This is a genomic window from Vannielia litorea (assembly GCF_018424695.1).
GTDB classification, from domain to species: Bacteria; Pseudomonadota; Alphaproteobacteria; order Rhodobacterales; family Rhodobacteraceae; genus Vannielia; species Vannielia litorea_A.
Map to the genome: position 1 here is coordinate 13,464 of NZ_QTNQ01000038.1, position 24,048 is coordinate 37,511.

Here is a 24,048-nt window from a genome sequence, read left to right on the forward strand (position 1 = left end):
CGCGACTTCGCGTCCCGCATGGCGCCTCCGCCCTTTCCAACAGGGATCATCCAAGCTAGATGGAGCCGCGAAACAGAGCGGGCGGCGCGATGAACGACCTTTCGACAAGCTATCATGACGCGATCTCCTCGGTGGACGAGATCATCGAGGATGCACGCAACGGGCGCATGTTCATTCTCGTGGACCATGAGGACCGGGAGAACGAGGGTGATCTGGTGATCCCCGCGCAAATGGCAACGCCCGATGCGATCAACTTCATGGCGACCCACGGGCGCGGGTTGATCTGTCTCGCGCTGCCGACCGAGCGGGTCGATGCACTGGGCCTGCCGCTGATGGCCACGCAGAATTCCTCGCGCCACGAGACGGCGTTTACGGTCTCCATCGAGGCGCGCGAAGGTGTGACCACCGGGATTTCCGCTGGCGACCGCGCCCGCACGGTGGCCGTTGCAATCGACAGCGCCAAGGGCGCGCAGGACATCGCCACGCCGGGCCACGTCTTTCCGCTGCGCGCCCGCGAGGGCGGGGTGCTGGTGCGGGCCGGGCATACCGAAGCGGCGGTGGACGTGAGCCGCCTTGCCGGGCTCAACCCCTCCGGCGTGATCTGCGAGATCATGAACGAGGATGGCACCATGTCGCGCCTGCCCGACCTCGTCAGCTTCGCCCAGCGGCACGGGCTGAAGATCGGCACCATCTCCGACCTCATCGCCTACCGCCGGCGCCACGACAATCTCGTGAGCGTGAAGAGGGAAGAAACCATCACTTCGGCCTTCGGGGGCGAATGGCAGATGAAGATCTACACCGACCAGGTGCAGGGCGCTGAGCATATCGTGTTGGTGAAGGGCGACATTTCTGGCGATGCGCCGGTGCTGACACGGATGCACGCGCTCGACCCGATGCTCGATGTGGTCGGCACCGCAGGCGCGGGCCGGGCGCATGAGTTTGGCGCGGCGATGGAGGCCGTGGCCGCCGAGGGCCGGGGCGTGGTGGTGCTGCTGCGCGACCTGACCATGCAGATCGCCGCCGCCGAAGAGACTTCGCCCCAGACGCTGCGCCAATACGGTTTGGGCGCGCAGATCCTTTCGTCGCTGGGGCTGCACAAGCTTGAGCTGCTGACCAACTCGCCCACGCCCAAGATCGTGGGTCTCGATGCCTACGGGCTGGAAATCACCGGCACCCGCCGGATCGAGGAGGCGGGCTGATGGCCGGGAGCGAAAGCCACTACATCCTGCCGCGCCCCGAGTTCGATCAGGCGCCCAAGGTGCTGATCGTGGTGGCGCCTTACTACAAGGACATCGCCGATGATCTGGTGGCCGGGGCGGTCGCCGAACTGGAGGCCTGCGGTGCTTTCCACGAGATTGCCGAAGTGCCCGGCGCGCTGGAGGTGCCCACGGCCATCCGTATTGCGCACCGGCAGAGCAATTTCGACGGCTTCGTTGCGCTTGGCTGCGTGATCCGGGGCGAGACAACTCATTACGAGACTGTCTGCAACGACAGCTCGCGCGCGCTCACGCTTCTGGGGCTGGAGGGCGCCTGCATCGGCAATGGCATCTTGACGGTGGAAAACCGGAAGCAGGCCGAGGTACGCGCCGAGGTTGAGGGCCAGAACAAGGGGGGCGGCGCGGCAGCTGCGGCGCTGCACCTCATCGCGCTCACCCGCCGCTTTGGCAAACCCGAGCGTGGCGTGGGGTTCCGCAGCCCGCTTGAAAACGAAATTCTGCTGGCCGGTGACGGCGGCGAAGGGCCCAAGACCGCATGAGCGACAAACGCACGAAGAAATCCGCCGCACGCCTCTATGCCGTGCAGGCGCTGTTTCAGATGGAAGCCTCCGGCCAGACCGCGGAGGCCGTCGAGACCGAATTCGAGGATCACCGCTTCGGCACCGAGTATTTCAAGGGCGAGGAAATGGCCGAGGGCGATCCGACGCTGTTCCGCAAGTTGGTCAGCGACGCTGTGAACCACCAGGCGAAGATCGACCAGATGACCGACCGGGCGCTGGTGGCCAAATGGCCGATCAACCGGATCGACCCGACGTTGCGTGCCTTGTTCCGGGCGGCTGGCGCCGAACTGGTGGAAAGCGAGACGCCGCCGAAGGTCGTGATCGTCGAATTTGTGGATATTGCCAAGGCCTTCTTCCCCGAGGGACGCGAGCCGAAGTTCGTCAACGCGGTGCTCGATCACATGGCGCGTGAAGCGCGACCCGAGGCCTTTTGAGAGGCGGATTGCCGCAGATCCGGCGGATCGCGAGAAATTAACTGGCCGTTAAGCATGGTTGCGGTATCTTGAATATGTCGCGCGCAGTTCCGGAGGCCCTGCACATGCCAAAGCTCGTATCGCTCTACATTCGCCACGTTATCATCGGCTACATCCTTGCCGCCCTCTTCGTGGCCGGGCTGCTGTGGCTCAACGTGGGCAACCTCTGGCACCTCGTGACCCATACTGCTGCCGGGCCGCTGGCAGTGTTCTTGCTGTTCATGTTCAACGGCATCGTCTTTTCGGGCGTGCAGTTCGGCATCGCAATCATGCGTATGGCCGAGCCGGAAGACCGGGGCAGGGGCGGTGGCCGGCGCATGGCTGTGCAGCCGCAGGCTGTGGCCGTGCCGGTGAAGTCCGAGCGCAACGCGCCGCAGCGGCAGCGCGGGTTTGACGACTTCAGTTAATCCTCAGCCGCCGGTGATCTCGGTGGCCACCGAAAATTCCGTCAACTCTTCGGGCAGCAGGATGTAAATCTCATCCGGCGGGGTCGAGAGCGCATGCTCCATGATCCCCAGCCCAATCCCCATCTCGCCGAGATACCGGATGACCTCTGCCTGGCTGTGCTGGATGTCTTCCACCGCGAGGAAGGCCGGCAGAACGGTGCTCTGGCCATAGTAGCTTTGGTGCACCCCCACCTTTGCCCCCGCATTTACCCGCCGCTCGGTGCCAGCCATGAGCATGTAGGGGCAGGCCGAAAGGCAAAAGGCGCCCTCGTCCATTTCCGTGGTGATCCCCTTCTCGCGGATCAGCCGTCCGATTTGCAGCGCATCGCCCACCGAGCCGCCGGGGGAGTGGAGCCAGAGCGTTTCAGGCACCTCGGCCTGCCGGTCCAGCCACTCGGCGAAGCGTGCCCCATCGCCCTCCTTGATCGCGCCGACGATACGCGTGCCGCCTTCGGGCCGGTCCTCGAAGAAGAGGCGTTTGGGCATGTTCGCCGCGCCTTCCATCGGGATGCCCGGCATCGGCGGGCGGCGCACCTCGTCCGGGTCGAACCGGCGGGTCTGGTCACCCGGCGCCACCGGGTCGGAGACGGCAGGAGCCGAGGTAGGCCAGCGGATCTCGGGCGCAACGGCAGCAAAATCCTGTGCCAGAAGCACCGAGGCGATGCCCATCTGAAGCCCGAAGATCGCCTTGAGGCCGGTCTTTGCCGTAAATGCCATCGCCTCGCTCCTCAGACCGACCGGGGGCCGGTGCCCTTGGCGGGTTTTTCGAGCGGCTCGACATTCTCCGGGCGCGGGTCGTGCTCTGGCGCTGGCTCGGGGCTGGTCTTCGGCTCAGGCGCCTCGTCGCGCTCATCCATCGCATTCTCGACATCGCGCGCGGCTACCAGCGCGGCGCGCAGCTCGGCCATGGTGAGCCGGTCGCCCAGGTCGACCGGTTCACGGCCTGCGCGAATGGCGGCTTGCACCACCATGAGGATCAGGACGAGCACCGCGGGCAGCAGGTCAATCGCGATGGCCCCGGCCCAGCTCGGCACGAAGTTCTCGGCGTAGAGGATCACCGCATCGGCAGCGGAGATCGGCGTATAGGCGACCTCGGCAGGTGGGGTCATCGCCATGACGCCCTCGGCGGCGAGGCGCAGTGTTTCTGCCCGTTGCCCAAGCACGGAGAGCACGGATTCGAGCGTGGAGGCCTGGCCGAGCCGGTCTTCCTCGGTGCGCCCGTCGAGTTGCGGCAGCACGACCGATTGTGACAGGTCTTGGGCCGCGCGCTGCACCAGCGGCGCGACGGAAAGCTGGCGCAACTCGGTAATGATGCCGGCCAGCCGAACCGCCTCTTCGGAGAACTCGATAGAGCGGGCCTCGACCGGCCCGGTCTCGACTGTCAGCGCACGCATCCGGCTGAGGATCACGTTGCCCTGCGCAAAGCGCTCTTCCACCAGCGGGGTCTGGCTGGCGATCTGGGCTTCCAGGCCGCCGAGTTCATCGGCCTTCTGGTTGAGCACGCGAAACACTGCGCCACGCCCGGCGAGGCCGGAGAGGTTGCCAGTGGCTTCCTGCTCGGAGAGGTCGGTGAAGCTCTGGCGCACGCGGGCCACATCACGCTCAAGCCCTTGTCCGGCGGTGGCGATCTGGTAGCTGCGCTCGAGCGCGCCCTGATAATCCTGCACCGTTTTGGCGAGATGCTGCTCCACCGCCGCCGCGCCTGCGAGGGCCGCCGCATTGAGCCATGACGACATGGCGATGATGGCGAGCGAGCCGAGGCCCATCGACAGCAGCAGCCCGATCCGCGCGGAGGCGGTTCGGACGGCGGGCAGTAGCCGCATCAGGAACGACCAGAAAACGAAGATGCCAACCGAGACGGCGATGGAATAGGCGACGGCGGCGAAGAAGGTCATCGCGCCATTGTTGTCGAGCAGGGAGGAGACGCCGAGATAGGTGTAGATGCCCGAGGCCGTTGCCAGCACCCCCAGGGCCGTGGGGGTGAATGTGTCGAGCACGCCCAGGTGCCCTTCCAGCTCTTTGGCATGTTCGAGGCCGCGCGCCTCGCTCTGGCTCAACTTCCGGCTCATCGCGCCCTCCACCTAGACCCGGGGAGTATAGGCACGCCGCGCGCACAAGGAAGCGCAGGGCGCTTCACTTGGGCGTTACGAGGGTGTGGGTGGCGGGGACCACAGCAACCGGCAAGGCGTTCGAATTCCCGGGGACCTGTATATACAGGTGGGCGTCGGGTAACCGGACCAGGGCCCGGACAGAGCCAACTCCCATGGAATTGCTTAAGGCCACTGGAATTGTGCCTCGACACGAGAAGAGCAGATCCGCCAAGAGCGCAGATAGGCCTGTGAGCGCTGCGTGACAAGGGGGTGCGGAAAATCGGAGGGATGGCGCGGCAGGGCCGTCTCAACGGAAAGCCCGGCGCACCTTGCTTTTCACCGAAGAGCGCCTGATGCCGCGCGACAGCGAGGGGCGCCCCTGGCGGATGATGGCACCATCGGGCGTGACCGTGCCGATAGAGAGCCCGCGCGAGGGGCCGCCGCCATAGACCACGTAGTCTCTCTGGAACGGAAACAGCCGATGGCCCTTCCAGTTTGAACTGCGGAACCGGTCTTCCGGGTGGCGGGATCGGTCAGAGGGGTGCAGCGTCCAGACCTTTGGTCGGCCAGACGATGTCTCTTCCACTTGTGTCGGTGTCTCCGAGCCGAAAAGCCAGCCGAAGAGTTTGTCGCTGAAGCCATCATCTGCCGCCCGCGCCGGAATGGCGATGGCTGCGGCGAGTGCGATGGCGAGTGTGATGAAAGAAATGCGCCCCATGTGGCAAAACTAGGGCAGGGGCGCCGGGGTGTCACGCAGATGATCTGTGGATTGTCGTAACCTGCGCGACAAAGGCGGAGCGCGGTGCAAATCGTTGCCAAAGCCGGTTGGATTTGCGGCAAAAACACGGCAAATGCATGGCCAAAATTTTGGCGCCGCACCTGTGGCTTGCAGCGTGTTTATGTTTTGTTCATGCTGTGGCCATGACCCTCAGTCCAGAATCGCTCTCGCCCGGATTGCAGCCGGGCCAGCTTCTTGCCCGTGGCGTGTGCAGGCACATGTTGAGCCACGGATTCGTCTCAGTCGAGGAACTGGTGCCAACCTCGGGCCTTCGGGTGGACGTGATGGCCTTGGGGCCAAAGGGCGAGATCTGGGTGATCGAGTGCAAGTCGAGCCGGGCCGACTTCATGGCAGACCACAAGTGGCAGGGCTACCTCCCGTGGTGTGATCGCTTTTTCTGGGCTGTCGATCAGGAGTTCCCGACGGAGCTGCTGCCGGAGGAGAGCGGCCTGATTATTGCCGACCCCTATGATGCGGAGATCCTGCGGATGGGGCCGGAAAACAAGCTGCCCGCAGCGCGCCGGAAGGTGTTGGTGCAGAAATTCGCACGCCACGCCGCGTTGCGGCTTCAGGGGCTAAGGGATCCGCGGCCCTCGGGCCTGCTTTAGCGCTTCTTCTTGCCGTTACCGGCTACCATCGCAGCGGCACGCTGGGCCGCGCCCTTCAGCTCTTCGGCGATTTCGAGCGCTTCCTCGGGCTCGAAGTCCATCGGCAGGTCGACCCCGTCACCCTGGATGTAGATGCGCACCATACCCTGATCGGTGGGGCCGATCTGGAGGTTCGCGGCAAGTTCCGTTTCGCTGTTGATGCCCATGGTCTGTCTCCGGCTTGGCTGGCAGGGGAGCTAGCCTCTGGGGATGGAGGTGGCAAGGGTGGATAATAGTTGACGGCGGCAAGTGACTGGCGGACCATCGGCGCAGGAGGCGGCATGGACGACATCGAGGCGCTGCGCGATTTTTCCCGGTTCTACACCCAGCGGCTCGGGTTGCTGGGCCAGAGTTACCTTGGATCTGGCCTCGGGGTCACCGAGGTTCGGGTGCTCTGGGAGCTGGCCTTTGGCGCACAGGGCTCGGCCCGCGAGATCGCAGAGCGGCTTGGGCTGGACGAGGGGTATCTGTCGCGGTTGCTTGCGGGGTTCGAGAAAAAAGGCTGGATCGTGCGCGCGCCCGACCCCGAGGATGCCCGCCGCCGTCTGCTGCGCTTGACCGGGGAGGGCAAGGCGCTGGCTGCCAGCCATGACAAGGCTTCGCGTGCCGCGGTGGGCGGCTTTCTCGGCCAGATGAGCCCCGATGCCCGCGCGCTGCTGGGCGACGGATTGGCCCGCGTCAAACAGGCCTTCAACCCGCCCGAGGCGTGCGAGCTGAAGGATCTGGCACCCGGTGATGCGGGCTGGATCGTGGAGCGCCACGGCCTGCTCTACGCACGGGACGAGGGCTATGACGCGACCTTCGAAGCGCTGGTGGCCGAGATCATGGCGGACTTCCTGCGCAGCCACGACCCTGCCCGCGAAAGCGGGTGGATCGCCTGGGGCGGCGGGCGGCGGCTTGGCTCTGTCTTCTGCGTGTCGCGCGGAGAGGAGACGGCGCAGCTCAGGCTGTTTTTCCTTGAGCCGGAGGCACGCGGGCTTGGCCTTGGGCGCATGATGCTCGACGCCTGCCTCACCTTTGCCCGCGACAAGGGCTACCGCGAGCTCGTGCTCTGGACCCACGAATCTCACGCGGCGGCCTGCCGCCTCTACGACAAGGCCGGCTTCGAGCGCATTGGCCGCCGCGCTGCGCAGGAATTCGGGCAGGATACAGTGATAATCGACTACCGGATCGACCTCTGAGGCTCTTGCAATCGCGAAGGGCTGGCGCTAAACGACCCCCGAGTGCCGCCTTAGCTCAGTTGGTTAGAGCGCCTGATTGTGGAGTTAGGCGGTCTGATCTTGTTGGCGGCGATGTAACATACTGAAAAATAACGAAATTTCAAGGTGGCTTCTCTCGATATTTTTGAGTAGCCCTTTTTTAGCTTATCCCCATAAATCCCCATAAATCCCCATGCGATGATTTTGGTTTAAAATCAGATGGTTATCTGTCCCCATTTTTCTATCTCTGGTGGCGTTGAGAGAGCTTAGGAGTACATAAGCCAACATCGTATCTAGCGCTCTTGGAGCGGTGGATATGTAGCACGTAAGATCGTTAGGGAGGCGCCAAGCGTCTATATTGGGCCTGCTTCGAATTGGGTATTTCGTGGGCAATGTAAGCGCAACACCGAACACTTTTCGGCGCGACTATAACTCAGACTTCCGTTCTGTGAGTGCGAGAGCGAAGCAACACGACAACCCTAGCGACAATGTCGAACCAAGCTGCGCGCGTCAGTCTGGGGTTTCTCAACAACCAAGTTGCTAGTTGCTTGCACAGAAACGAAGGAAATCTCTTCGCTCCAAGTCACAATTTTGGTGGTACCGAGGGGCGGTTTCGAACCGCCGGCCCCCTGATCCACAATCAGGTGCTCTACCCCTGAGCTACCTCGGCACGCCGTGGCCGTTTACCGCCGTGCTAGGTAGGCGTCAACTCAAAACCGCGCTCAAGTTGTGACTCCGATCGCACGTTGCGAAGCCAAGCATCTCCCGACATTGTAGAGCACTCGGAGACATGTAATTTTCTTGAAGAGAAGAATTGTTTTTTTGGGGGAGACCTAGGTGGACGGTGCTGTCAGCAACTCGCAGTCGCTAGAGGAACTTCTAGGTTCATTCCGTTCGGCGTCGAAGACGAACCGCGAAAGTGGAACGTATTTCGAGCGGCTCGCGAAGGCCTTTCTGACCACAGACCCAGTGCAAGCGGAGGAATATTCTGAAGTTTCGTCTTGGGCCGACTGGGCCGCTGCGCATGGCTGGAACGCCAAGGACGTAGGCATCGACTTGGTAGCGAAACTGCGGAACGAAGATGGGTATGCCGCGATTCAGTGCAAGTTCTACGAAGAGAACCATCGTATCCAAAAGGCAGACATAGACAGCTTCATCTCGGCTTCCGGCAAGGAGCCTTTCCAGCGGCGAGTTGTCATCGACACCACGACCGTTCCTTGGGGTGTGAACGCTGAGGAGATGATCACCGGGCAAACCATCCCGGTTGTGCGGCTGTCACTAACGCATCTTCGCGAAAGCCCAATCGACTGGACGATCTTTGGCCTTCGTGGTGAGGCCGTTCTCACGGAGAAGAAGAGTCTTCGAGAGCACCAGACCGAAGCGCTTGATGCGGTGCGCAGCGGCCTCTCCGAAGCTGACCGTGGTAAGCTGGTCATGGCGTGCGGCACTGGCAAAACATTCACCGCTTTGAAGATCGCAGAAGACCTCGTCGGAAAGGGAGGGCGAGTGCTCTTCATGGTGCCGTCATTGGCGCTGATGTCGCAAACTGTCCGGGAGTGGACAAACGACACGGATACTCCGCTGCGGTCCTTCGCGGTCTGTTCCGATGTGCAGGTCGGCAAACGCCGAGTTGGATCGGACGATGTCGCTGAGATCGACGCCCATGATCTCGCGTTTCCCGCAACCACGAAGCCAGACCGTTTAGTTGAAAAGGCCGGGCCGGATTCACCGGACCGTATGACGGTGTTCTTCTCTACCTACCAGTCCATCAAAGTGCTCGATGATGCTCAGAAAGCAGGCCTGCCGGACTTCGACCTGATCATCTGTGACGAAGCGCACCGCACAACTGGTGCGACGTTGGCGGGAGAAGAGGACTCCAACTTCGTCAGGATTCACGACGACAAATATGTCAGGGGCCGCAAGCGTCTCTACATGACAGCGACGCCTCGCATCTTCGGAGATGCCGTCCGGGCAAGGGCCGATGAAGAGGCAGCGGTGCTGGCCTCGATGGATGACGAGGAACTCTATGGCAAGACGCTCCTCCACAAGGGCTTTGGCTGGGCCGTTCAGAAGGGGCTTCTGACCGACTACAAAGTCATCGTTCTTGCTATGGACGAGGGTCTCGTCAGCGCCAATGTTCAGAGGCGGCTGGCCGATGCCAGTTCTGAACTCGATCTCGACGACGCAACCAAGATCATCGGCTGCTACAAGGCGCTCTCGAAGCAGGACCTCAAACAGGACCTGGCATTTGACCCGAGGCCGATGCGTCGGGCACTGGCCTTCTGCAAGAGCATCGCGGCGTCCAAACTGATCCGCGACGAGTTTTCCAGCGTCGTGGCCGAGTATACTGGTGACGACAGCCTGATCGAAGACGAAGCGCCCGCAACCGACAACCTGCATGTCGAAATCGAGCATGTGGACGGCACCTTCAACGCCAAGTCCCGTAATGAGTTGCTCGACTGGCTCAAGGCAGAGGCCGAGGGAAAGACCGCCCGCATCCTGACAAACGCCCGATGTCTTTCCGAGGGCGTCGATGTCCCGGCGCTCGACGCCATCATGTTCCTGCACCCCCGTAAGTCGCTGATCGACGTGGTGCAGTCGGTCGGTCGCGTCATGCGGCGGGCTGAGCCGGACACTCCGGCTCGCAAGGCCTTTAACGATTTCCTCGCAGAGTTGCAGGATGATCTGAACGACAGCATCACCGAGCAGGACGCCATCGAGATGCTGGCACAGCACCTCATCACGCGGCCCGTCTTCAAGGCCTTGTTCGAAGGTCACGCCTTTACCGACGAAAACCCGGTCTCCTGCGCCATGCAGCAGGTTCTGGAGGTGCTGGACGAGAACCGGATCGACAAGGAGTCGAAAGACCTCACCAAATTCTACGACAGCGTCCGCAACCGCGCTCACGGGATTACCGATCCCCAAGCCAAGCAGCGCCTTATCGTCGAGCTCTACGACAAGTTTTTCCGAAACGCCTTCCCGCGCACGACCGAAAAGCTGGGCATCGTTTACACGCCGGTCGAGATCGTCGATTTCATCCTGCACTCGGTCAACGAGATGTTGCAGGGGCACTTCGGCCAGACCCTCGGCTCGCGCGGCGTCCACATCATGGACCCTTTCACCGGCACGGGCACTTTCATCACCCGGCTGCTGCAATCCGGCCTGATCGCGCCGGAGGAGCTGGAGCACAAGTATCGCCACGAGATCCACGCCAACGAGATCGTCCTGCTGGCCTATTACATCGCCGCGATCAACATTGAGGCGGTCTACCAAGGCGAGGTGCAGGGTGAAGAATATGTGCCCTTCGAGGGGATATGCCTAACCGACACCTTCCAGATGTATGAGGGCGAGGACGAACTGGCGCTCTACATGCCCGACAACTCCGAACGCCGGACGCGGCAAAAGGAGCTGGATATCCGGGTGATCGTGGGCAACCCGCCGTACTCGGTTGGGCAAGGCAATGCGAACGACAACGCCGCGAATATCGAATATGCGGCTCTCGACGAGAAAATTCGGACCACATATGTGGCGCGGTCTGACGGCGATCACGCGCGTAGTCTCTACGACAGCTATATTCGTGCGCTTCGCTGGGCAAGTGATCGAATTTCGAACGACGGTATCGTTGCCTTTGTTACCAGCGCTGGTTGGATTGATGGCAAAGCCATGGACGGGTTGCGAAGGTGCCTATCAGAGGAGTTCTCCTCTATTCATATTTTCCACCTTCGCGGCGATCAAAGAACTTCCGGTGAGTTGTCGCGCAAAGAAGGGGGGAAAATTTTTGGGTCAGGAAGTCGCGCGCCAATTGCGATTTCTGTTTTGGTTAAGGACTCCAAGCAAAGCGACCCATGTAAGATCAAGCTCCATGACATCGGCGATTACCTCGATAGACAGAAGAAGCTGGCTATCGTTCGCGACTTTCAGTCCATTGAGGGAATAAGTCGGGCTGAGAGCTGGACACCGATTCAGCCCAACAATAAGGCAGATTGGATCAATCAACGCAGCGACGACTTCGATAAGTTCCTGTCATTGGGGTCAAAAAAGCGTTCTGACGTAACGCTTTTCTCGGCGTACTCTTCTGGACTCGAGACAAGGCGCGATGCTTGGTCCTATAATTTTTCAAAGGAGTATCTGGGGAAGAACATGCATTCGATGGTGAACTTCTTCAACTCAGAGGTAGATAATTTCAAAGAGAGTTATGGCGCATTGCCTCAGGTCGAGCGCGAAAGGCTGGTGGGCGGATTTATATCGACGGACCATAAGCTTATTAAGTGGTCCGAGGATCTAATCAAGTCGGTCGCCCGCGGTAGGAATAAATGTTTTAGAGATGAGGCCATCCGTTGTTCCACTTATCGACCTTTTCAGCGGATGTGGCTCTACTCGGATGACAACTTCATTTGGTCAAAGTATCGACTGGGTGAAATTTTTCCGCCTAGCGTAGAAAACTTGACGATTATTGTGACCGGACCGGGCACGAAGGGCGGGTTTAGCTGCCAGATGATGTCAGAGATGCCGTGTAGGGATGCCTTCGAAAAAGGATACTGCTTCCCTCTCTACTTCTACGAAGAGCAGAGCGAGGAACCCGATGGCCTCTTCGAAGGCCATTCCTCTGGCCTTCATCGTCGGGACGCGATCACCGATGCCGGGCTGGCGTATTTCCAGGCGGCCTACCCGGGCGAGGCGATCAGCAAGGAGGACATCTTCTACTACGTCTACGGCCTGCTGCATTCGCCCGACTACCGCGACCTCTACGCCGACAACCTGACCAAGGAACTGCCCCGCATCCCGGCAGTGAAAGCCTACGCCGACTTCCGCGCCTTCTCCGATGCCGGACGGCGCCTCGGCGACCTGCACGTAAACTACGAGACGGTGGAGCCATACCCCGTCACCTACAAGCAGGGCACCCCCGCGCTGTGGAACGTGGGCGACCCCGAGGCCTTCTACCGCGTCACCAAGATGAAGTTCGGCGGCAAGGCCCGCGACAAGGACAAGACCACGGTCATCTACAACTCCAACATCACCATGACTGACATCCCGCTGGAGGCCTACGACTACGTGGTCAACGGCAAGCCCGCGCTGGAGTGGGTGATGGAGCGGCAGGTCGTGAAGACCGACAAGGCAAGCGGCATCGTCAACGACGCCAACGACTACGCCAACGAGACCATGAACAACCCGGCCTACCCGCTGGAGCTATTCCAGCGGGTGATCACCGTGAGCTTGGAGACGATGAAGATCGTGCGCGGGCTGCCGAAGATGGAGTTGCCGGAGTGAACCTAGTTCAGCGACCTGCGCTCGACGTTGCGGTGCATGATAGCAATCACCCGACCGAGGATAGGCGTGTCGTTGGGTGCGCAATCAAATCTCACGCCGTTATTAAACTTGAACAAGTGTCTCAGGCTGTCTGGCGTTCCCAGCACTTGGACATGCGCACAGAGTGCGTCGTTGCCGTTCCAGAAAACGAAGATGCCAGCTTGGATGGGGTTAACGTCACCCCTATCAATCAGCACCACATCCCGCGCTTGGAGAGGATCGGGTGCCGAGCTATTCAGAACTTCGCAGAGTCCATGATCTTCGGAGTGCGTGCCATCTCGGAAAAAGTCTCTGGAAAGCCTCCACTCTCGCCCTCTGGTAGGCGGCTTGAGCGGAGACTTCCACTGCAAGAAGTGGACAGGAAGGCACGGCAAGTCCTTTCCTTTCTTGATGAGCCTTGCCGCTCGCCGTTCCGCTGGCTCTCCGAAGGTAAGCCACATGCAATCGACCGACAGAACTTTGGCGAGGGTCGGAATCTTTTCGATGGAGGGTCGTGTTTTTCCGATCTCCCACTGGCCAAGCGCAGCGCGTGTGACCTCCGCCCGCTGGGCAAGCTCTGCTTGGGTCAAGCCAACATGTTTCCGCCGCAGCTTGATCCGCGCCCCTATCGTCGATGCTTTTTCAGACATGCTTGTCTCGCTTGGTTGAACTCGTGCTTCTCTGGAGCAGCGTCCGCCGCTCTAGGGATAGCTTGGCTTAATACCAATCGGGTATTAAATGTCAACAGGCTGCGGTTGCATTCCGATGGCTGACACTTGGGACATTGATCGGGGAGCCGCTGCCCTTGCAGGTGAGCTTCAAGCCGCTCGGCTTCGACAGGGTCTGTCGCAAAGGGAGTTGGCAGAGCACCTTGGCATGGCTCAGAGCTTCGTGGGCAAGGCTGAAACCGGGACGCGCCGAGTGGCTGCCGTGGAGCTACTCTTACTGGCCAAAATTCTTGACCTAGACCTCAATGCGCTGAGCGAGCTCGTTAGGAAGGCGGCAGGTCAAACTTCTGAACGCTAGGTTCAGAGTAACATGCTGAATTATAATCATAAAAATTGGATTTCCGACCCCTGTGGCATTTGGTTGTACTGTTCGTTCGCGAGGAAACCGCTCGGATGTTCGATTGTGATAATTCGTTGCATAAACAGATAGTTACGCTCACATGGTGTGAGAAATCGTGATCAAAGAAAAATTATGCGATGGGGACAACGATCTCGCATAAGTGTATGTATTTAATACATAATTTTCTTTTTCTCTTTGATTGTGGATCAGGAGGTCCCCCGTTCGAGCCGGGGAGGTGGTACCACTCTCCAAGACAGTGCAACACCAAGGCGGTGCAGCAGCTTCTGCGAGGCCTGTGTTCGCGCCATGCCGCCGGGCAACTGGCCCTTTCCTGCCGGTCGATTTATGCTGCCTGCGAGGCAGAAACAGGAGCAGAAAGATGCACAGGATAATTGCGTGCGCGCTGGTCGTTTGCGGGCTTGCGGCCTGCGACACGGCGGGCCCGGCGGCGCTTGGCGGCGTGCGCTACGAGGTGACAGGCGTGGAGGAGGGTGACATGCTCAAGCTGCGTGCGGGGCCGGGAACGGGCTATACCATTCAGGCGGGGCTGCCGAACGGCACGGTCGTGCGGGTGAAGGACTGCTCGCGCATCGGCGGCACGCGCTGGTGCGAAGTGGCGCTCGACGGCACGCCGGGGATGGCGGGCTATGTCTCCCAGACCTACCTGCAAAGGGTTTGACGGGCCGCGCGACTCACGGCTCCAGGGTGATTTCCTGTCGCAGGCTGCCGTCTTGGCGGTAGATCAGGATACGGTCGTCGTCGGTCACCACCGCATACCACTCCGCCGTGGCCGTGAAGGCCATGGCGCGCGTGCCTTCGGGCAGGCTGATGCTTTCTGGCAGCGCAGGGCTTTGCGGGCCGGAGAGGCGGATGATAAGCAGGGCCGCGATCACGGCGATCCCTGCGATCATCGTGAGCGTCAGCCCCGTCACCAGCCGTTTGAGCCACTTCAGGTCTACCGGCAGTTCGTTTTCATCCGGAGCCGCCATGGCCGCCTCTCTCGTGACATTCAGCATCGGCCCCACGCCGCCGCCGCGTCTTGATAAGGCGCTTTCGCGCGATGTGCCAGCAGAGGCCAGCCTGAGCCGGTCCCGTCTGGTGCGGCTGGTCGCGGAGGGCGCAGTGCGGGTGAACGGTGCCGTCGTGAGCGATGTGAAGGCCAAGGTGGCCGAGGGGGACGCGGTGACGATTGCTGTGCCCGAGGCCACCGAGGTGGAAATGGTGGCTGAGGCGATTCCGCTCGATATTGCCTATGAGGATGAACACCTGGTGGTGGTCAACAAGCCTGCGGGCATGGTGGTGCACCCGGCACCCGGAAGCCCGCGCGGCACCTTGGTGAACGCGCTCTTGCATCATTTCGGCGGTGAACTCTCGGGCGTGGGCGGAGAGAAGCGCCCTGGCATCGTGCACCGGATCGACAAGGATACCAGTGGTTTGCTGGTGGTTGCGAAGTCGGACGCGGCACACCACGGCCTTGCCGAACAGTTCGAGGCCCACACCGCGCGGCGGCACTACATGGCGATCTGCTACGGCACTCCGGATGGCTCCGAACCGCGCCTGCGCGGGATCAAGGGCACCCATTTCGAGCCCGATGGCACGCTGCGCATCACCACCCAGCTCGCCCGCCACAAGACCGACCGCCAGCGGCAGGCGGTGTGCTTCACCGGCGGGCGGCATGCGGTGACGCGGGTGCAGGTGCTCGAGCGGCTGCAGGATGTTGCCGCGCTGGTCCAGTGCCGGTTGGAGACCGGGCGCACCCACCAGATCCGGGCGCATATGTCTCACATCGGGCACGGGCTGATTGGCGATCCGGTCTATGGCGGGCGGCGAAAACTGTCGGAGCGAACGGTCGGGGCGGCGGGAGTCGAGGCAGCGCGGAGCTTCTCGCGGCAGGCCCTGCACGCGGCCTCGCTCGGCTTTGCCCACCCGGTTGAGGGCACCGAGATGGATTTCGACGCCCCCATGCCCGAAGATATGAGCACCCTTCTCGCGGCGCTCCGTGGGGGCGATTGAGTTCAGCCTGGCAGGTTCATAGGTCTCGGCCGCAGCGATAGCATCAGCGCGAGGGAGAGTTCGGCCAGGATCGTTACGCCATATGCCGGTTGCATGAGCGCGTTCAGCGAAGGCGCCGCCAGCCGGGTCAGCGACCCTGCGAGATACACCAGGCCAGCCAGTACCAGCAGTGGCGGAAGCCAACGTGGCACGAGGCCGGAGCGCGCGAGAAGCCAGGCGGTGATCAGGGTGTTGGCGCCGAAGAAGATCAGCCCAACGTCGTAGCCGATGGAATGGGTTTGCAGCATGACCATCAGGGCTTCGGGCTGTTTGAGCTCGCCGGTCACCAGCGTGAGGGCAGCAACGGTTGCAAGAAGGCTGCCGCCGATCACGGCGGCCTGCATCAGGCGCAGGGCCATGGCGGTGAGCGCCAGTTCGGGTTGGACCCGGCGCAGCAGGGTGAAGAACAGCACCGCGAGGCCGATGTCGAGCAGGATCATCGCGCTGTCGGCGAGAAGGCTCATGCGAAAGAGCGTGGTGTTGGCAGCGATCGCCTCCCATGTCGCGGCGGGGTCATCCCAGGTTATCAGGGGCATGCGGATAGCGAGTTCGGCAGAGAGGCCAAGGGCGATCACGCCGAGATAGAGGGCGCCGGCGGTGCGTTGGATGCGCTGCGTCATGGGGAACCTCGCGGGCAGAAGTTGCGTTGAACGCAGATAACCCATGCGGGGATAGCCGCGAATTCCTCCTTTATGTTCACCATGCATGCAATAACGCATGAAAAGGGCTGTCATCTCCGGACCGGGCGACGGATTTACCTTCTCTTCACGTTTTGCGGGTCTAGGATGGGCGTGACCTTAGGGCATCGTTAAGACTTGAACCGATCAGTTCAGTGCTTATATGAGCTTCGACCTCCGGGCGTCACGCCCCGGCAACACGTTGAAAAGACACGCAACAAGGGACGCGCATGAGCAACTATACCAAGCTTCCGGCCCCCTCTCCCGAGCAGGGGCTCAACCGCTACCTTCAGGAAATCCGGACCTTTCCGATGCTGGAGCCGGAGGAAGAGTACATGCTGGCCAAGCGCTGGGTGGAGGATGAAGACAGCTCCGCCGCCCACAAGCTTGTTACCTCCCACCTGCGCCTCGCCGCAAAAATCGCCATGGGCTATCGTGGCTATGGCTTGCCCCAGGCCGAGGTGATCTCGGAAGCGAACGTAGGCCTGATGCAGGCGGTCAAGCGCTTTGATCCCGAAAAAGGCTTCCGTCTCGCCACCTATGCAATGTGGTGGATCCGGGCTTCGATCCAGGAATACATTCTTAGGTCATGGTCGCTTGTGAAACTCGGAACCACGAGCGCCCAGAAGAAACTTTTCTTCAACCTTCGCAAAGCCAAGAACAAGATCGGCGCGCTGGAGGAGGGCGACCTGCGCCCCGAGAACGTGGAGAAGATCGCCACGCAACTGAATGTGAGCGAGGAGGAGGTCATTTCGATGAACCGCCGTCTCTCGGGCGGGGATGCGAGCCTAAACGCCACCATCGGCTCCGATGACGACGGCTCCGCGCAATGGCAGGATTGGCTGGAAGACGAGACTGCCGACCAGGCCAAGAGCTATGCCGAAGAGAACGAGATGGAGGTGCGCCGCGAGTTGATGGTCGAGGCGATGGATGTACTGAATGACCGCGAAAAGGACATCCTGATTCAGCGCCGGTTGCACGACCAGCCAGTCACGCTGGAGGAGCTATCCGGCCAGTATGACGTAAGCCGCGAGCGCATTCGCCAGATCGAGGTGCGGGCCTTCGAGAAGTTACAGAAACGGATGCAGGAGCTTGCCAAGGAGCGGGGCCTGCTGACCCGCGCTTGAACCCCGGCCAGCGGGCAGATAGACCCTTGGGCAGCCGAGGGGGAAACGCGTGAAACTGCACGAAACGTTCATCAAGCCCATGCACCGTGAGGGCTGGCGCTTTGTCGGCGTCTTCGCGGTGCTGACGCTGCTGCTCTTCTTCATATGGACGCCGCTGGGCCTGATCGGCCTCGTGCTCACCATCTGGTGCTACTACTTCTTCCGCGACCCGGTGCGCCACGTGCCGGAAGGCGAGGGGCTGATCGTGAGCCCGGCCGACGGAATCGTCAGCCTGATCGAAATGGCCGCGCCGCCGCCCGAGTTGGGGCTCGGCGAGGAAAAGCGTTTGCGGGTAAGCGTGTTCATGTCGGTCTTCAACTGCCACATCAACCGCGCGCCGGTGCCCGGGCGGGTGGCCAAGATGGCCTACAAGCCCGGCAAGTTCCTCTCGGCCGAGCTCGACAAAGCCAGCGAGGACAACGAGCGCAACTCGCTGCTGATCGAGATGGATGACGGCCACGAACTTGTGGTGACCCAGATCGCAGGTCTCGTGGCACGCCGCATTGTGCCGCTGACCGAGGAGGGCACGGTGCTGAAGCGCGGCGAGCGTTTCGGGCTGATCCGCTTCGGTTCGCGGCTCGATACCTATCTGCCCGATGGGGCCGCCCCGCTGGTGGCCGTAGGACAGACGATGATCGCGGGCGAAACGGTCCTCGCCCAGACCGGCAAGGCCAGCCCGCGCCCGGCAAGGGCCGACTGACCGGATGCCACGCGCGCCCCGCATTCGTCGTCGAACAAGTCGGCTGCTGCTTTTGCACCTGCTGCCCAATATCGTGACGATCGGTGCCATTTGCGCGGGCCTCACCGGCCTGCGCCTTGCGCTGCATGATCGCTTCGAAGCGGCGGTGCTGATGATCCTGCTGGCCGCGCTGCTCGACGGGCTCGACGGCCCGCTCGCCCGGCTTCTGAAGTCGGAATCCAAGATCGGTGCCGAACTCGACAGTCTCGCAGACTTCGTGAATTTCGGCGTGGTCCCCGGCTTCCTCCTTTATCTTTGGAGCCTCGATGACACCTCGCGCCTGAGCTGGATCGCCGTGCTGATCTACGCCGTCTGCGCGGTTTTGCGGCTGGCGCGCTTCAACGTGACCGCCCGCGAGGAGGCACGGGAAGACCGGCCAAAGCCCGGCACCTTCACCGGCGTGCCTGCGCCAGGCGGCGCCTTGCTGGCGGTTGCGCCCTTCGCCCTGGCGCAAAACTTTGCGAGCCTGACGGTGCCAGCCGGCGCGGTGGCGATCTGGCTGGTGATCGTCGGGCTGCTTATGATTTCGCGCCTGCCCACGCCGTCGCTCAAGTCGGTCCGCATCCCGCGGGAGAGCGCCCGCTTTCTTATCGTGGGGCTGGTGGCCTTTGCCGCCGTCGCCTCGACCTGGCCCTGGGTTGTCATGTCGCTGGCACAGATGGGCTATATCGTTTTGATCGCATGGAGTGCCCGCCGCTTCGCTAAAGAGGACATTTCCGATGAAGATTGAATCCGTTTCCAACTCCTACAAACGCTGGGCGCCGGTCTACGACAGCACCTTCGGGGCCGTCACCAACGCGGGCCGGAAGCGGGCCACCAGCTACGTGACGGAACGTGGTGGTGATGTGCTGGAGGTGGGCGTGGGCACCGGGCTGGCGCTGCCGCTCTACGGCCCCGGCGTGCGGGTGACGGGCATCGACTTTTCGCCGGAGATGCTTGCGAAGGCAGAGAAGCGTGTAGAGGAGGAGGGCTTGAGCCGGGTCGAGGCGTTGCGGCAGATGGATGCCCGAGAGCTGGATTTCCCTGACGACAGCTTCGACTATGTCAGCGCGATGCATGTGCTTTCGGTCGTTCCCGAGCCCGAGCGGGTGATGCGCGAGATTGCCCGCGTGCTGCGGCCCGGCGGGCGGGTGCTGATCGTGAACCACTTCGCCGCCGACAAGGGCGTGCTCGGCTTTGTCGAGAAGGCGATTGCCCCGCTGGAGGGGCTGATCGGTTGGCACTCCGATTTTCCGATGTCGCGCGTGATGGGCGCGCCGGACCTCAAGGAAGTGGAGCGCGACAGCCTGCCGCCAATGCGGATCATGACATGGCTGGTGCTGGAAAAGCAGGGCTAGCTTGCGGGTCCCCCGGAGGGCCGTTAGCGTTGGCGCTAACAGGGACACCGGGAGAGTTGCCATGACAACCGAACCACTTCGCTGGGGTATCCTCGGCGCGGCCAATTTCGCGCTCGAGCATATGGGCCGGGCGATCCACGCCGCCGAGGGCGCGCAACTCGTGGCGCTGGCCACCTCAAGTGCCGAGAAGGCCGCGCCGTTTCAGGCATTCTGCCCCACGCTCAAGGTGCATGACAGCTACGACGCCCTGCTGGCCGACCCGGGCATCGACGCTGTTTACATTCCGCTGCCCAACCACCTCCACGTCGAGTGGACGCTGAAGGCGATGGAGGCGGGCAAGCATGTGCTGACCGAGAAGCCCATCGCGATGGAGGCGGGGGAGATCGACGCGCTGATCGCGAAACGTGACGAAACCGGGCTGCATTGTGCCGAGGCCTACATGATCGTGCACCACCCGCAATGGCAGCGTGCCCGGCAGATGCTGCGGGATGGCGCCATTGGCGATCTGGTGCATGTGGACGGCGTCTTTACCTACTACAACCCCGACATGGGCAACATCCGCAACGATGCGTCCAAGGGGGGCGGGGGCATTCCGGACATCGGGGTTTATACCTACGGCTCGACCCGCTGGATGCTGGGCGAGGAGCCCGACGAGATCACCCATGCGGACCTCACCTTCGAGGCCGGGGTGGATGTGGTGGCGCGGGTCGCGGCGCGCTTTCCGAGTTGTACCGCGCATTGGGTCAACTCCATGCGGATGCATCCCTGGCAGCACATGAGCTTTCATGGCACCGAAGGCGTGATCCGCCTGACTGCCCCGTTCAACGCCAATGTCTTCGACCAGGCCGAGGTGGAGCTGCACCAGCCGGACATGGGCCGCCGGATCGAGCGGTTTCCGGGGATCAACCAATACGTGCTTCAGGTGGAGAACTTCGGAAAGACGGTGCGCGAGGGGGCGGCCTACCCGTGGACGCTGGAGAATGCCAAAGGCACCCAGGCGCTAATCGATGCCGTTTATGCCAAGGGCGGGCGCGGGTGATGCGGCCCGGCGATGACGAGCGTTTCGAGGGTCGGATGCATGGGCCGCAGGAGGAGGCGGCCAAGGACGGGCTGCTGATGCGGCTGCTGCACATGATCCTTATCGGGCTGATGATCCAGGTGGCGATGACGGTGCTGAGCGTGGCGACGCTGGTGCAATTCGTGGTGCTGCTTATCAACAAGGGCGAGCCCAACCCGCGGCTGGCGGACTTCGGCGAGAGCCTCGGCATCTGGCTGGCCAAGGCCGCGCGTTACCTTGTGGCCGCCAGCGAGGTGAAGCCCTGGCCCTGGACCGAGCTGGACTGACCGTCTTCGACCCTTGTCGCATTTGACCGGCGCGCTGGCGGGGTGCACCATGCGGGGGCCAGCCACCGGGACACATATGTCGCCAAGATCACGCGCCCTCCTTGCCGCCGCCCTTGCAGCCCTGCCCGCCGCAGCCAATGCGGAGGCGCTGGGACGGATAGATGCCTACCTAGAGGGAGAGCGCCGCAACTGGCACACTGTGACCATGTCGCAGGGAGGCGACGCGACGGCGAGTGCGAGCCTGCGGCGCGGCACGAGGTTGACGGAGTTGAGCGTTCATGGCCACCCGGAGCCCGCGTTTTCCACCCGCGATGTGCTGAGCCTCGAGGTGCGCTACCTTGGCGCCTATGCACCCGGCGCTTTGCCCCTGTCCGTGGATGTGATGCACATGCCCGAGGGGATGGCCGGCCCGTTCTGGACCAGCCGGGGCGCGGCCAACCCTGCGCGGGTCGATATCGTGGAGTTGGATGTCTACGGCAGCTACGGGCGGCTGGTGGCGACATTCGAGGCGGAGCTGTGCTTTCGTCCGATCATCTCTTCGGCCACCGATACCGGCAACTGCCGCCCGGTGACCGGGCTGATTGAGACGGAGATCGTGGTAGAGTAGGGCCGCCGGGCGGCGTTCGCGCTGAGGCGCATCGCCCCGCCCGCCGTCCCGCAGGTCACGGCGTGATTTCGATGTAGCCCGCCGTGCGGCCGATGGTGCGCTCATCGCACTTGATCTCGATATTGTTGCCGTCCGGATCGAGAAGAAACGCGGCGAAGTAACCCTCGTGGTAGTCGCGCAGGCCCGGAGCGCCGTTGTCCGTGGCTCCCGCGGAGAGGGCTGCGGCGTGCGCGCGAGTGACGGTGGCGCGGTCGGGTGCCTGTAGGCATATGTGGATGTTTCGGGTAACCGGCCCGTCCGGACGCGCCGGGCCGATATAAAGTTCGTCCAGATCAAGCCCGTGCTCGCCTTCGCCCACCTCATCGCTCAACCCCAGCGCCTCGAAGAGCGCCAGCCAGATGGCCCGGGCGGCGGGATAGTCGCTCACCCGGAAGCCGATATGGTCGATGAGGCGGCCAAGGCGGTAGGGCATCACTCCTCCATCGCCTCCAGCTCGTCGATGAAGCCTTCGATCATCGAGAGGCCCTTGTCCCAGAAGGCCGGGTCGGAGGCGTCGAGGCCGAAGGGGGCGAGTAGCTCCTTGTGGTGCTTGGAACCGCCTGCCTTCAGCATGTCGAAATACTTGGCCTGGAAGTCGGCGTCGCCTTCCTCGTAGGCGGCGTAGAGCGCGTTCACCAGCCCGTCTCCGAAGGCATAGGCATAGACGTAGAAGGGCGAGTGGACGAAGTGGGGGATGTAGGCCCAGAAGGTCTCATATCCTTCCATGAACTCGAAGGCAGGCCCGAGCGACTCACCCTGCACCGACATCCAGATCTCGTTGATCTGGTCGGGGGTCAGCTCGCCCTCGGCGCGCGCAGCGTGGAGCTTGCACTCGAAGTCGTAGAACGCGATCTGGCGGACGACCGTGTTGATCATGTCTTCCACCTTGCCGGCGAGTAGCACCTTGCGCTCGGCGTCGTCCTTGGCGGCGGCGAGGAGTTTGCGGAAGGTGAGCATTTCACCGAAGACCGAAGCGGTTTCCGCGAGGGTCAGCGGGGTGGAGGAGAGCAGCTCGCCCTGTTCGGCGGCCAGAACTTGGTGGACGCCGTGGCCGAGTTCGTGGGCGAGTGTCATCACGTCGCGCGGTTTGCCGAGGTAGTTCAGCATCACGTAGGGGTGCACGTCGGTGACGGTGGGATGGGCGAATGCGCCGGGGGCCTTGCCGGGCTTCACCTCGGCGTCGATCCAGCCTTTCTCGAAGAAGGGTTCTGCCAGCTTGGCCATCTCCGGGTCGAAGCCTGCGTAGGCGTCGAGCACCGTGCTCTTGGCCTCTTCCCATCCGACGGTCTTTTCGCTTTCCATCGGCAGGGGCGCGTTGCGGTCCCAGACCTGCATCTTGTCGAGGCCCAGCCAGCCGCGCTTCAGCTCGTAGTAGCGGTGCGACAGGCGGGGGTAGGCGGCGACGACGGCGTTGCGCAGGGCCTCCACCACTTCGGGCTCGACGTGGTTGGCGAGGTGGCGGCCGGTTTGCGGCGTGGGCATCTTGCGCCACTTGTCCTCGATGGCCTTCTCTTTTGCCAGCGTGTTGTGGACGCGGGAGAAGATGCTGAGGTTGTCGGTGAGGACGGAGGCGATCTCGCGGGCCGCCGCTTCGCGGATGTCACGGTTCTGCTCGGAGAGCAGGTTGGCGACGCCCTCCATGCCCAGGGTTTCGCCGTTCACGTTGAATTCCAGCCCGGCGACGGTTTCATCGAACAGGCGGTTCCATGCTGCGGCGCCGACAGTGCTTTGATCGTGAAGGAATTTTTCCAGCTCGTCGGAGAGCTGGTAGGGCTTGAGGGCACGCATCCGGTCGAACACGGGCTTGTAGCGGGCCAGCTCTTCGCTGCCGGTGAACCAGGCCTCATAGGTGGCATCCTCTACGCGGTTCAGCTCCAGCGAGAAGAACACGAGAGACGACATGATGTCGGTAATCTGCTGCTGCATGTTGCCCATGAACTGGGCGCGGTCCGGATCGACGGTGAGCTGGTAGTAGCGCAGTCCCGCGAAAGACATGATGCGCCCGGCGATGCGGTCGATCGCCTCGTAGCGGTTGACCACGTCGAGCATCTGCTCGGGGCTCAGGGTGTGCAGCTTGCCTTCGTAGTCGGCGGCGAAGGCGGGGCATTCCTGCGCCAGCCAGTCGAGATCGCGCTTCAGCTCGGGGGCGTCTTCGGCGGTGTAGAGATCGGAGAGATCCCATTCGGGGAGGTCGCCGAGGTTCTTGCCGCCGGAGGGGGCGGCGGCGTCGAAGACGGGGGTTTTCATCTGGCTGCTCCTGCTGTGTCTGTCTGGTTCTGTGCGTCAGAAGGCAGATAGGCAGGAAGGGGCGGGGGCTTCAACC

The 24,048-nt window shown here is 62.5% G+C and carries 26 protein-coding genes and 1 tRNA gene; 17 read left to right on the forward strand and 10 right to left on the reverse strand.

Annotation, left to right across the window (positions count from 1 at the left end; genetic code table 11):
- The first annotated feature begins 89 nt into the window (after positions 1-89).
- From ribB to DYI42_RS13675, 4 genes are all read left to right on the forward strand, one after another.
- Positions 90-1,199, forward strand: coding sequence for a 3,4-dihydroxy-2-butanone-4-phosphate synthase (gene ribB / locus DYI42_RS13660; protein ID WP_213546546.1), 1,110 nt, complete (start codon positions 90-92; stop codon positions 1,197-1,199).
- Positions 1,199-1,756 carry a 6,7-dimethyl-8-ribityllumazine synthase gene (locus DYI42_RS13665; RefSeq protein ID WP_213546547.1) on the forward strand — a complete coding sequence of 186 codons (558 nt, stop codon included), beginning with the start codon at positions 1,199-1,201 and terminating at the stop codon, positions 1,754-1,756. The genes ribB and DYI42_RS13665 overlap by 1 nt, the downstream gene beginning before the upstream one ends.
- Positions 1,753-2,211 (forward strand): transcription antitermination factor NusB, encoded by a 459-nt coding sequence (gene nusB / locus DYI42_RS13670; RefSeq protein ID WP_213546548.1) that lies wholly within the window; start codon positions 1,753-1,755, stop codon positions 2,209-2,211. Before DYI42_RS13665 ends, nusB begins: the two co-directional genes overlap by 4 nt.
- Before the next feature lie 104 nt (positions 2,212-2,315).
- A complete protein-coding gene (locus DYI42_RS13675) occupies positions 2,316-2,657 on the forward strand; it encodes a hypothetical protein (RefSeq protein WP_213546549.1) in 342 nt (113 codons plus the stop codon).
- 3 nt (positions 2,658-2,660) lie between these two features.
- Here the strand turns inward: DYI42_RS13675 and DYI42_RS13680 are convergent, their stop codons facing one another.
- From DYI42_RS13680 to DYI42_RS13690, 3 genes are all read right to left on the reverse strand, one after another.
- On the reverse strand, positions 2,661-3,413 hold the full coding sequence (locus DYI42_RS13680) for a hypothetical protein (protein WP_213546550.1): 753 nt from the start codon (positions 3,411-3,413) through the stop codon (positions 2,661-2,663).
- 11 nt (positions 3,414-3,424) lie between these two features.
- A complete protein-coding gene (locus DYI42_RS13685; RefSeq protein WP_213546551.1) occupies positions 3,425-4,765 on the reverse strand; it encodes a hypothetical protein in 1,341 nt (446 codons plus the stop codon).
- A gap of 328 nt (positions 4,766-5,093) precedes the next feature.
- Positions 5,094-5,504 carry a hypothetical protein gene (locus DYI42_RS13690; RefSeq protein ID WP_213546552.1) on the reverse strand — a complete coding sequence of 137 codons (411 nt, stop codon included), beginning with the start codon at positions 5,502-5,504 and terminating at the stop codon, positions 5,094-5,096.
- 203 nt (positions 5,505-5,707) lie between these two features.
- Here DYI42_RS13690 and DYI42_RS13695 point away from each other — a divergent pair, with 203 nt between their 5' ends.
- Positions 5,708-6,172 carry an MmcB family DNA repair protein gene (locus DYI42_RS13695; RefSeq protein ID WP_213546553.1) on the forward strand — a complete coding sequence of 155 codons (465 nt, stop codon included), beginning with the start codon at positions 5,708-5,710 and terminating at the stop codon, positions 6,170-6,172.
- Here the strand turns inward: DYI42_RS13695 and DYI42_RS13700 are convergent.
- Positions 6,169-6,378 carry a DUF6324 family protein gene (locus DYI42_RS13700; protein ID WP_213546554.1) on the reverse strand — a complete coding sequence of 70 codons (210 nt, stop codon included), beginning with the start codon at positions 6,376-6,378 and terminating at the stop codon, positions 6,169-6,171. The two genes, DYI42_RS13695 and DYI42_RS13700, sit on opposite strands and share 4 nt — an antisense overlap.
- Before the next feature lie 114 nt (positions 6,379-6,492).
- Here DYI42_RS13700 and DYI42_RS13705 point away from each other — a divergent pair, with 114 nt between their 5' ends.
- The gene (locus DYI42_RS13705) at positions 6,493-7,392 is read left to right on the forward strand and encodes a bifunctional helix-turn-helix transcriptional regulator/GNAT family N-acetyltransferase (RefSeq protein WP_213546555.1); all 900 of its coding nucleotides are present in this window, start codon (positions 6,493-6,495) and stop codon (positions 7,390-7,392) included.
- Positions 7,393-8,005: 613 nt separating this feature from the next.
- Here DYI42_RS13705 and DYI42_RS13710 read toward each other — a convergent pair.
- Positions 8,006-8,080: transfer RNA gene (locus tag DYI42_RS13710), tRNA-His, on the reverse strand.
- Between the two features lie 167 nt (positions 8,081-8,247).
- Here DYI42_RS13710 and DYI42_RS13715 point away from each other — a divergent pair.
- Positions 8,248-12,678 carry a type ISP restriction/modification enzyme gene (locus DYI42_RS13715; RefSeq protein ID WP_213546556.1) on the forward strand — a complete coding sequence of 1,477 codons (4,431 nt, stop codon included), beginning with the start codon at positions 8,248-8,250 and terminating at the stop codon, positions 12,676-12,678.
- Positions 12,679-12,680: 2 nt separating this feature from the next.
- Here the strand turns inward: DYI42_RS13715 and DYI42_RS13720 are convergent, their stop codons facing one another.
- Positions 12,681-13,346: a helix-turn-helix domain-containing protein gene (locus tag DYI42_RS13720; RefSeq protein ID WP_213546557.1), complete on the reverse strand. Its 666-nt coding sequence runs from the start codon at positions 13,344-13,346 to the stop codon at positions 12,681-12,683.
- Positions 13,347-13,461: 115 nt separating this feature from the next.
- On the opposite strand from DYI42_RS13720, the gene DYI42_RS13725 reads away from it, so the two are divergent.
- Together DYI42_RS13725 and DYI42_RS13730 are read left to right on the forward strand one after the other, a co-directional pair.
- Positions 13,462-13,722 carry a helix-turn-helix domain-containing protein gene (locus DYI42_RS13725; RefSeq protein ID WP_213546558.1) on the forward strand — a complete coding sequence of 87 codons (261 nt, stop codon included), beginning with the start codon at positions 13,462-13,464 and terminating at the stop codon, positions 13,720-13,722.
- A 421-nt stretch (positions 13,723-14,143) separates the two neighbouring features.
- Positions 14,144-14,443 (forward strand): SH3 domain-containing protein, encoded by a 300-nt coding sequence (locus tag DYI42_RS13730; RefSeq protein ID WP_213546559.1) that lies wholly within the window; start codon positions 14,144-14,146, stop codon positions 14,441-14,443.
- 13 nt (positions 14,444-14,456) lie between these two features.
- Here the strand turns inward: DYI42_RS13730 and DYI42_RS13735 are convergent, their stop codons facing one another.
- A complete protein-coding gene (locus DYI42_RS13735; RefSeq protein WP_213546560.1) occupies positions 14,457-14,753 on the reverse strand; it encodes a DUF6476 family protein in 297 nt (98 codons plus the stop codon).
- Here DYI42_RS13735 and DYI42_RS13740 point away from each other — a divergent pair.
- Complete coding sequence (locus DYI42_RS13740; protein ID WP_213546561.1) at positions 14,752-15,777, forward strand: RluA family pseudouridine synthase; 1,026 nt, start codon at positions 14,752-14,754, stop codon at positions 15,775-15,777. The two genes, DYI42_RS13735 and DYI42_RS13740, sit on opposite strands and share 2 nt — an antisense overlap.
- A 2-nt stretch (positions 15,778-15,779) precedes the next feature.
- Here DYI42_RS13740 and DYI42_RS13745 read toward each other — a convergent pair whose 3' ends face one another.
- Positions 15,780-16,436: a DUF4386 domain-containing protein gene (locus DYI42_RS13745; RefSeq protein ID WP_213546562.1), complete on the reverse strand. Its 657-nt coding sequence runs from the start codon at positions 16,434-16,436 to the stop codon at positions 15,780-15,782.
- A gap of 287 nt (positions 16,437-16,723) precedes the next feature.
- Between DYI42_RS13745 and rpoH the strand changes: the two genes are divergently transcribed.
- From rpoH to DYI42_RS13780, 7 genes are all read left to right on the forward strand, one after another.
- Positions 16,724-17,620 (forward strand): RNA polymerase sigma factor RpoH, encoded by an 897-nt coding sequence (gene rpoH / locus DYI42_RS13750; RefSeq protein WP_213546563.1) that lies wholly within the window; start codon positions 16,724-16,726, stop codon positions 17,618-17,620.
- Positions 17,621-17,699: 79 nt separating this feature from the next.
- The gene (locus DYI42_RS13755) at positions 17,700-18,359 is read left to right on the forward strand and encodes a phosphatidylserine decarboxylase (RefSeq protein ID WP_244867918.1); all 660 of its coding nucleotides are present in this window, start codon (positions 17,700-17,702) and stop codon (positions 18,357-18,359) included.
- Positions 18,360-18,363: 4 nt separating this feature from the next.
- On the forward strand, positions 18,364-19,128 hold the full coding sequence (gene pssA, locus DYI42_RS13760) for a CDP-diacylglycerol--serine O-phosphatidyltransferase (protein ID WP_213546565.1): 765 nt from the start codon (positions 18,364-18,366) through the stop codon (positions 19,126-19,128).
- Positions 19,118-19,735: a class I SAM-dependent methyltransferase gene (locus DYI42_RS13765; RefSeq protein ID WP_213546566.1), complete on the forward strand. Its 618-nt coding sequence runs from the start codon at positions 19,118-19,120 to the stop codon at positions 19,733-19,735. The genes pssA and DYI42_RS13765 overlap by 11 nt, the downstream gene beginning before the upstream one ends.
- 61 nt (positions 19,736-19,796) lie before the next feature.
- Positions 19,797-20,774 carry a Gfo/Idh/MocA family protein gene (locus DYI42_RS13770; RefSeq protein ID WP_213546567.1) on the forward strand — a complete coding sequence of 326 codons (978 nt, stop codon included), beginning with the start codon at positions 19,797-19,799 and terminating at the stop codon, positions 20,772-20,774.
- Entirely contained in the window at positions 20,774-21,079 is a 306-nt protein-coding gene (locus DYI42_RS13775) for a DUF4389 domain-containing protein (RefSeq protein WP_213546568.1), read from the forward strand. The genes DYI42_RS13770 and DYI42_RS13775 overlap by 1 nt, the downstream gene beginning before the upstream one ends.
- Before the next feature lie 76 nt (positions 21,080-21,155).
- On the forward strand, positions 21,156-21,686 hold the full coding sequence (locus DYI42_RS13780) for a hypothetical protein (protein WP_213546569.1): 531 nt from the start codon (positions 21,156-21,158) through the stop codon (positions 21,684-21,686).
- 55 nt (positions 21,687-21,741) lie between these two features.
- Here DYI42_RS13780 and DYI42_RS13785 read toward each other — a convergent pair whose 3' ends face one another.
- Both DYI42_RS13785 and DYI42_RS13790 read right to left on the reverse strand, forming a co-directional pair.
- Positions 21,742-22,158, reverse strand: coding sequence for a VOC family protein (locus tag DYI42_RS13785; RefSeq protein ID WP_213546570.1), 417 nt, complete (start codon positions 22,156-22,158; stop codon positions 21,742-21,744).
- Positions 22,158-23,972, reverse strand: a complete 1,815-nt coding sequence (locus DYI42_RS13790) for a M3 family oligoendopeptidase (RefSeq protein WP_213546571.1) — start codon at positions 23,970-23,972, stop codon at positions 22,158-22,160. The genes DYI42_RS13785 and DYI42_RS13790 overlap by 1 nt, the downstream gene beginning before the upstream one ends.
- Positions 23,973-24,048: the final 76 nt, after the last annotated feature.

Coding starts and splice junctions, on each gene's coding strand:
- ribB (WP_213546546.1), top strand. CDS start 90: ATGAACGACCTTTCGACAAGCTATCATGACGCGATCTCCTCGGTGGAC.
- DYI42_RS13665 (WP_213546547.1), top strand. CDS start 1,199: ATGGCCGGGAGCGAAAGCCACTACATCCTGCCGCGCCCCGAGTTCGAT.
- nusB (WP_213546548.1), top strand. CDS start 1,753: ATGAGCGACAAACGCACGAAGAAATCCGCCGCACGCCTCTATGCCGTG.
- DYI42_RS13675 (WP_213546549.1), top strand. CDS start 2,316: ATGCCAAAGCTCGTATCGCTCTACATTCGCCACGTTATCATCGGCTAC.
- DYI42_RS13680 (WP_213546550.1), bottom strand. CDS start 3,413: ATGGCATTTACGGCAAAGACCGGCCTCAAGGCGATCTTCGGGCTTCAG.
- DYI42_RS13685 (WP_213546551.1), bottom strand. CDS start 4,765: ATGAGCCGGAAGTTGAGCCAGAGCGAGGCGCGCGGCCTCGAACATGCC.
- DYI42_RS13690 (WP_213546552.1), bottom strand. CDS start 5,504: ATGGGGCGCATTTCTTTCATCACACTCGCCATCGCACTCGCCGCAGCC.
- DYI42_RS13695 (WP_213546553.1), top strand. CDS start 5,708: ATGACCCTCAGTCCAGAATCGCTCTCGCCCGGATTGCAGCCGGGCCAG.
- DYI42_RS13700 (WP_213546554.1), bottom strand. CDS start 6,378: ATGGGCATCAACAGCGAAACGGAACTTGCCGCGAACCTCCAGATCGGC.
- DYI42_RS13705 (WP_213546555.1), top strand. CDS start 6,493: ATGGACGACATCGAGGCGCTGCGCGATTTTTCCCGGTTCTACACCCAG.
- DYI42_RS13720 (WP_213546557.1), bottom strand. CDS start 13,346: ATGTCTGAAAAAGCATCGACGATAGGGGCGCGGATCAAGCTGCGGCGG.
- DYI42_RS13725 (WP_213546558.1), top strand. CDS start 13,462: ATGGCTGACACTTGGGACATTGATCGGGGAGCCGCTGCCCTTGCAGGT.
- DYI42_RS13730 (WP_213546559.1), top strand. CDS start 14,144: ATGCACAGGATAATTGCGTGCGCGCTGGTCGTTTGCGGGCTTGCGGCC.
- DYI42_RS13740 (WP_213546561.1), top strand. CDS start 14,752: ATGGCCGCCTCTCTCGTGACATTCAGCATCGGCCCCACGCCGCCGCCG.
- DYI42_RS13735 (WP_213546560.1), bottom strand. CDS start 14,753: ATGGCGGCTCCGGATGAAAACGAACTGCCGGTAGACCTGAAGTGGCTC.
- DYI42_RS13745 (WP_213546562.1), bottom strand. CDS start 16,436: ATGACGCAGCGCATCCAACGCACCGCCGGCGCCCTCTATCTCGGCGTG.
- rpoH (WP_213546563.1), top strand. CDS start 16,724: ATGAGCAACTATACCAAGCTTCCGGCCCCCTCTCCCGAGCAGGGGCTC.
- DYI42_RS13755 (WP_244867918.1), top strand. CDS start 17,700: ATGCACCGTGAGGGCTGGCGCTTTGTCGGCGTCTTCGCGGTGCTGACG.
- pssA (WP_213546565.1), top strand. CDS start 18,364: ATGCCACGCGCGCCCCGCATTCGTCGTCGAACAAGTCGGCTGCTGCTT.
- DYI42_RS13765 (WP_213546566.1), top strand. CDS start 19,118: ATGAAGATTGAATCCGTTTCCAACTCCTACAAACGCTGGGCGCCGGTC.
- DYI42_RS13770 (WP_213546567.1), top strand. CDS start 19,797: ATGACAACCGAACCACTTCGCTGGGGTATCCTCGGCGCGGCCAATTTC.
- DYI42_RS13775 (WP_213546568.1), top strand. CDS start 20,774: ATGCGGCCCGGCGATGACGAGCGTTTCGAGGGTCGGATGCATGGGCCG.
- DYI42_RS13780 (WP_213546569.1), top strand. CDS start 21,156: ATGTCGCCAAGATCACGCGCCCTCCTTGCCGCCGCCCTTGCAGCCCTG.
- DYI42_RS13785 (WP_213546570.1), bottom strand. CDS start 22,158: ATGCCCTACCGCCTTGGCCGCCTCATCGACCATATCGGCTTCCGGGTG.
- DYI42_RS13790 (WP_213546571.1), bottom strand. CDS start 23,972: ATGAAAACCCCCGTCTTCGACGCCGCCGCCCCCTCCGGCGGCAAGAAC.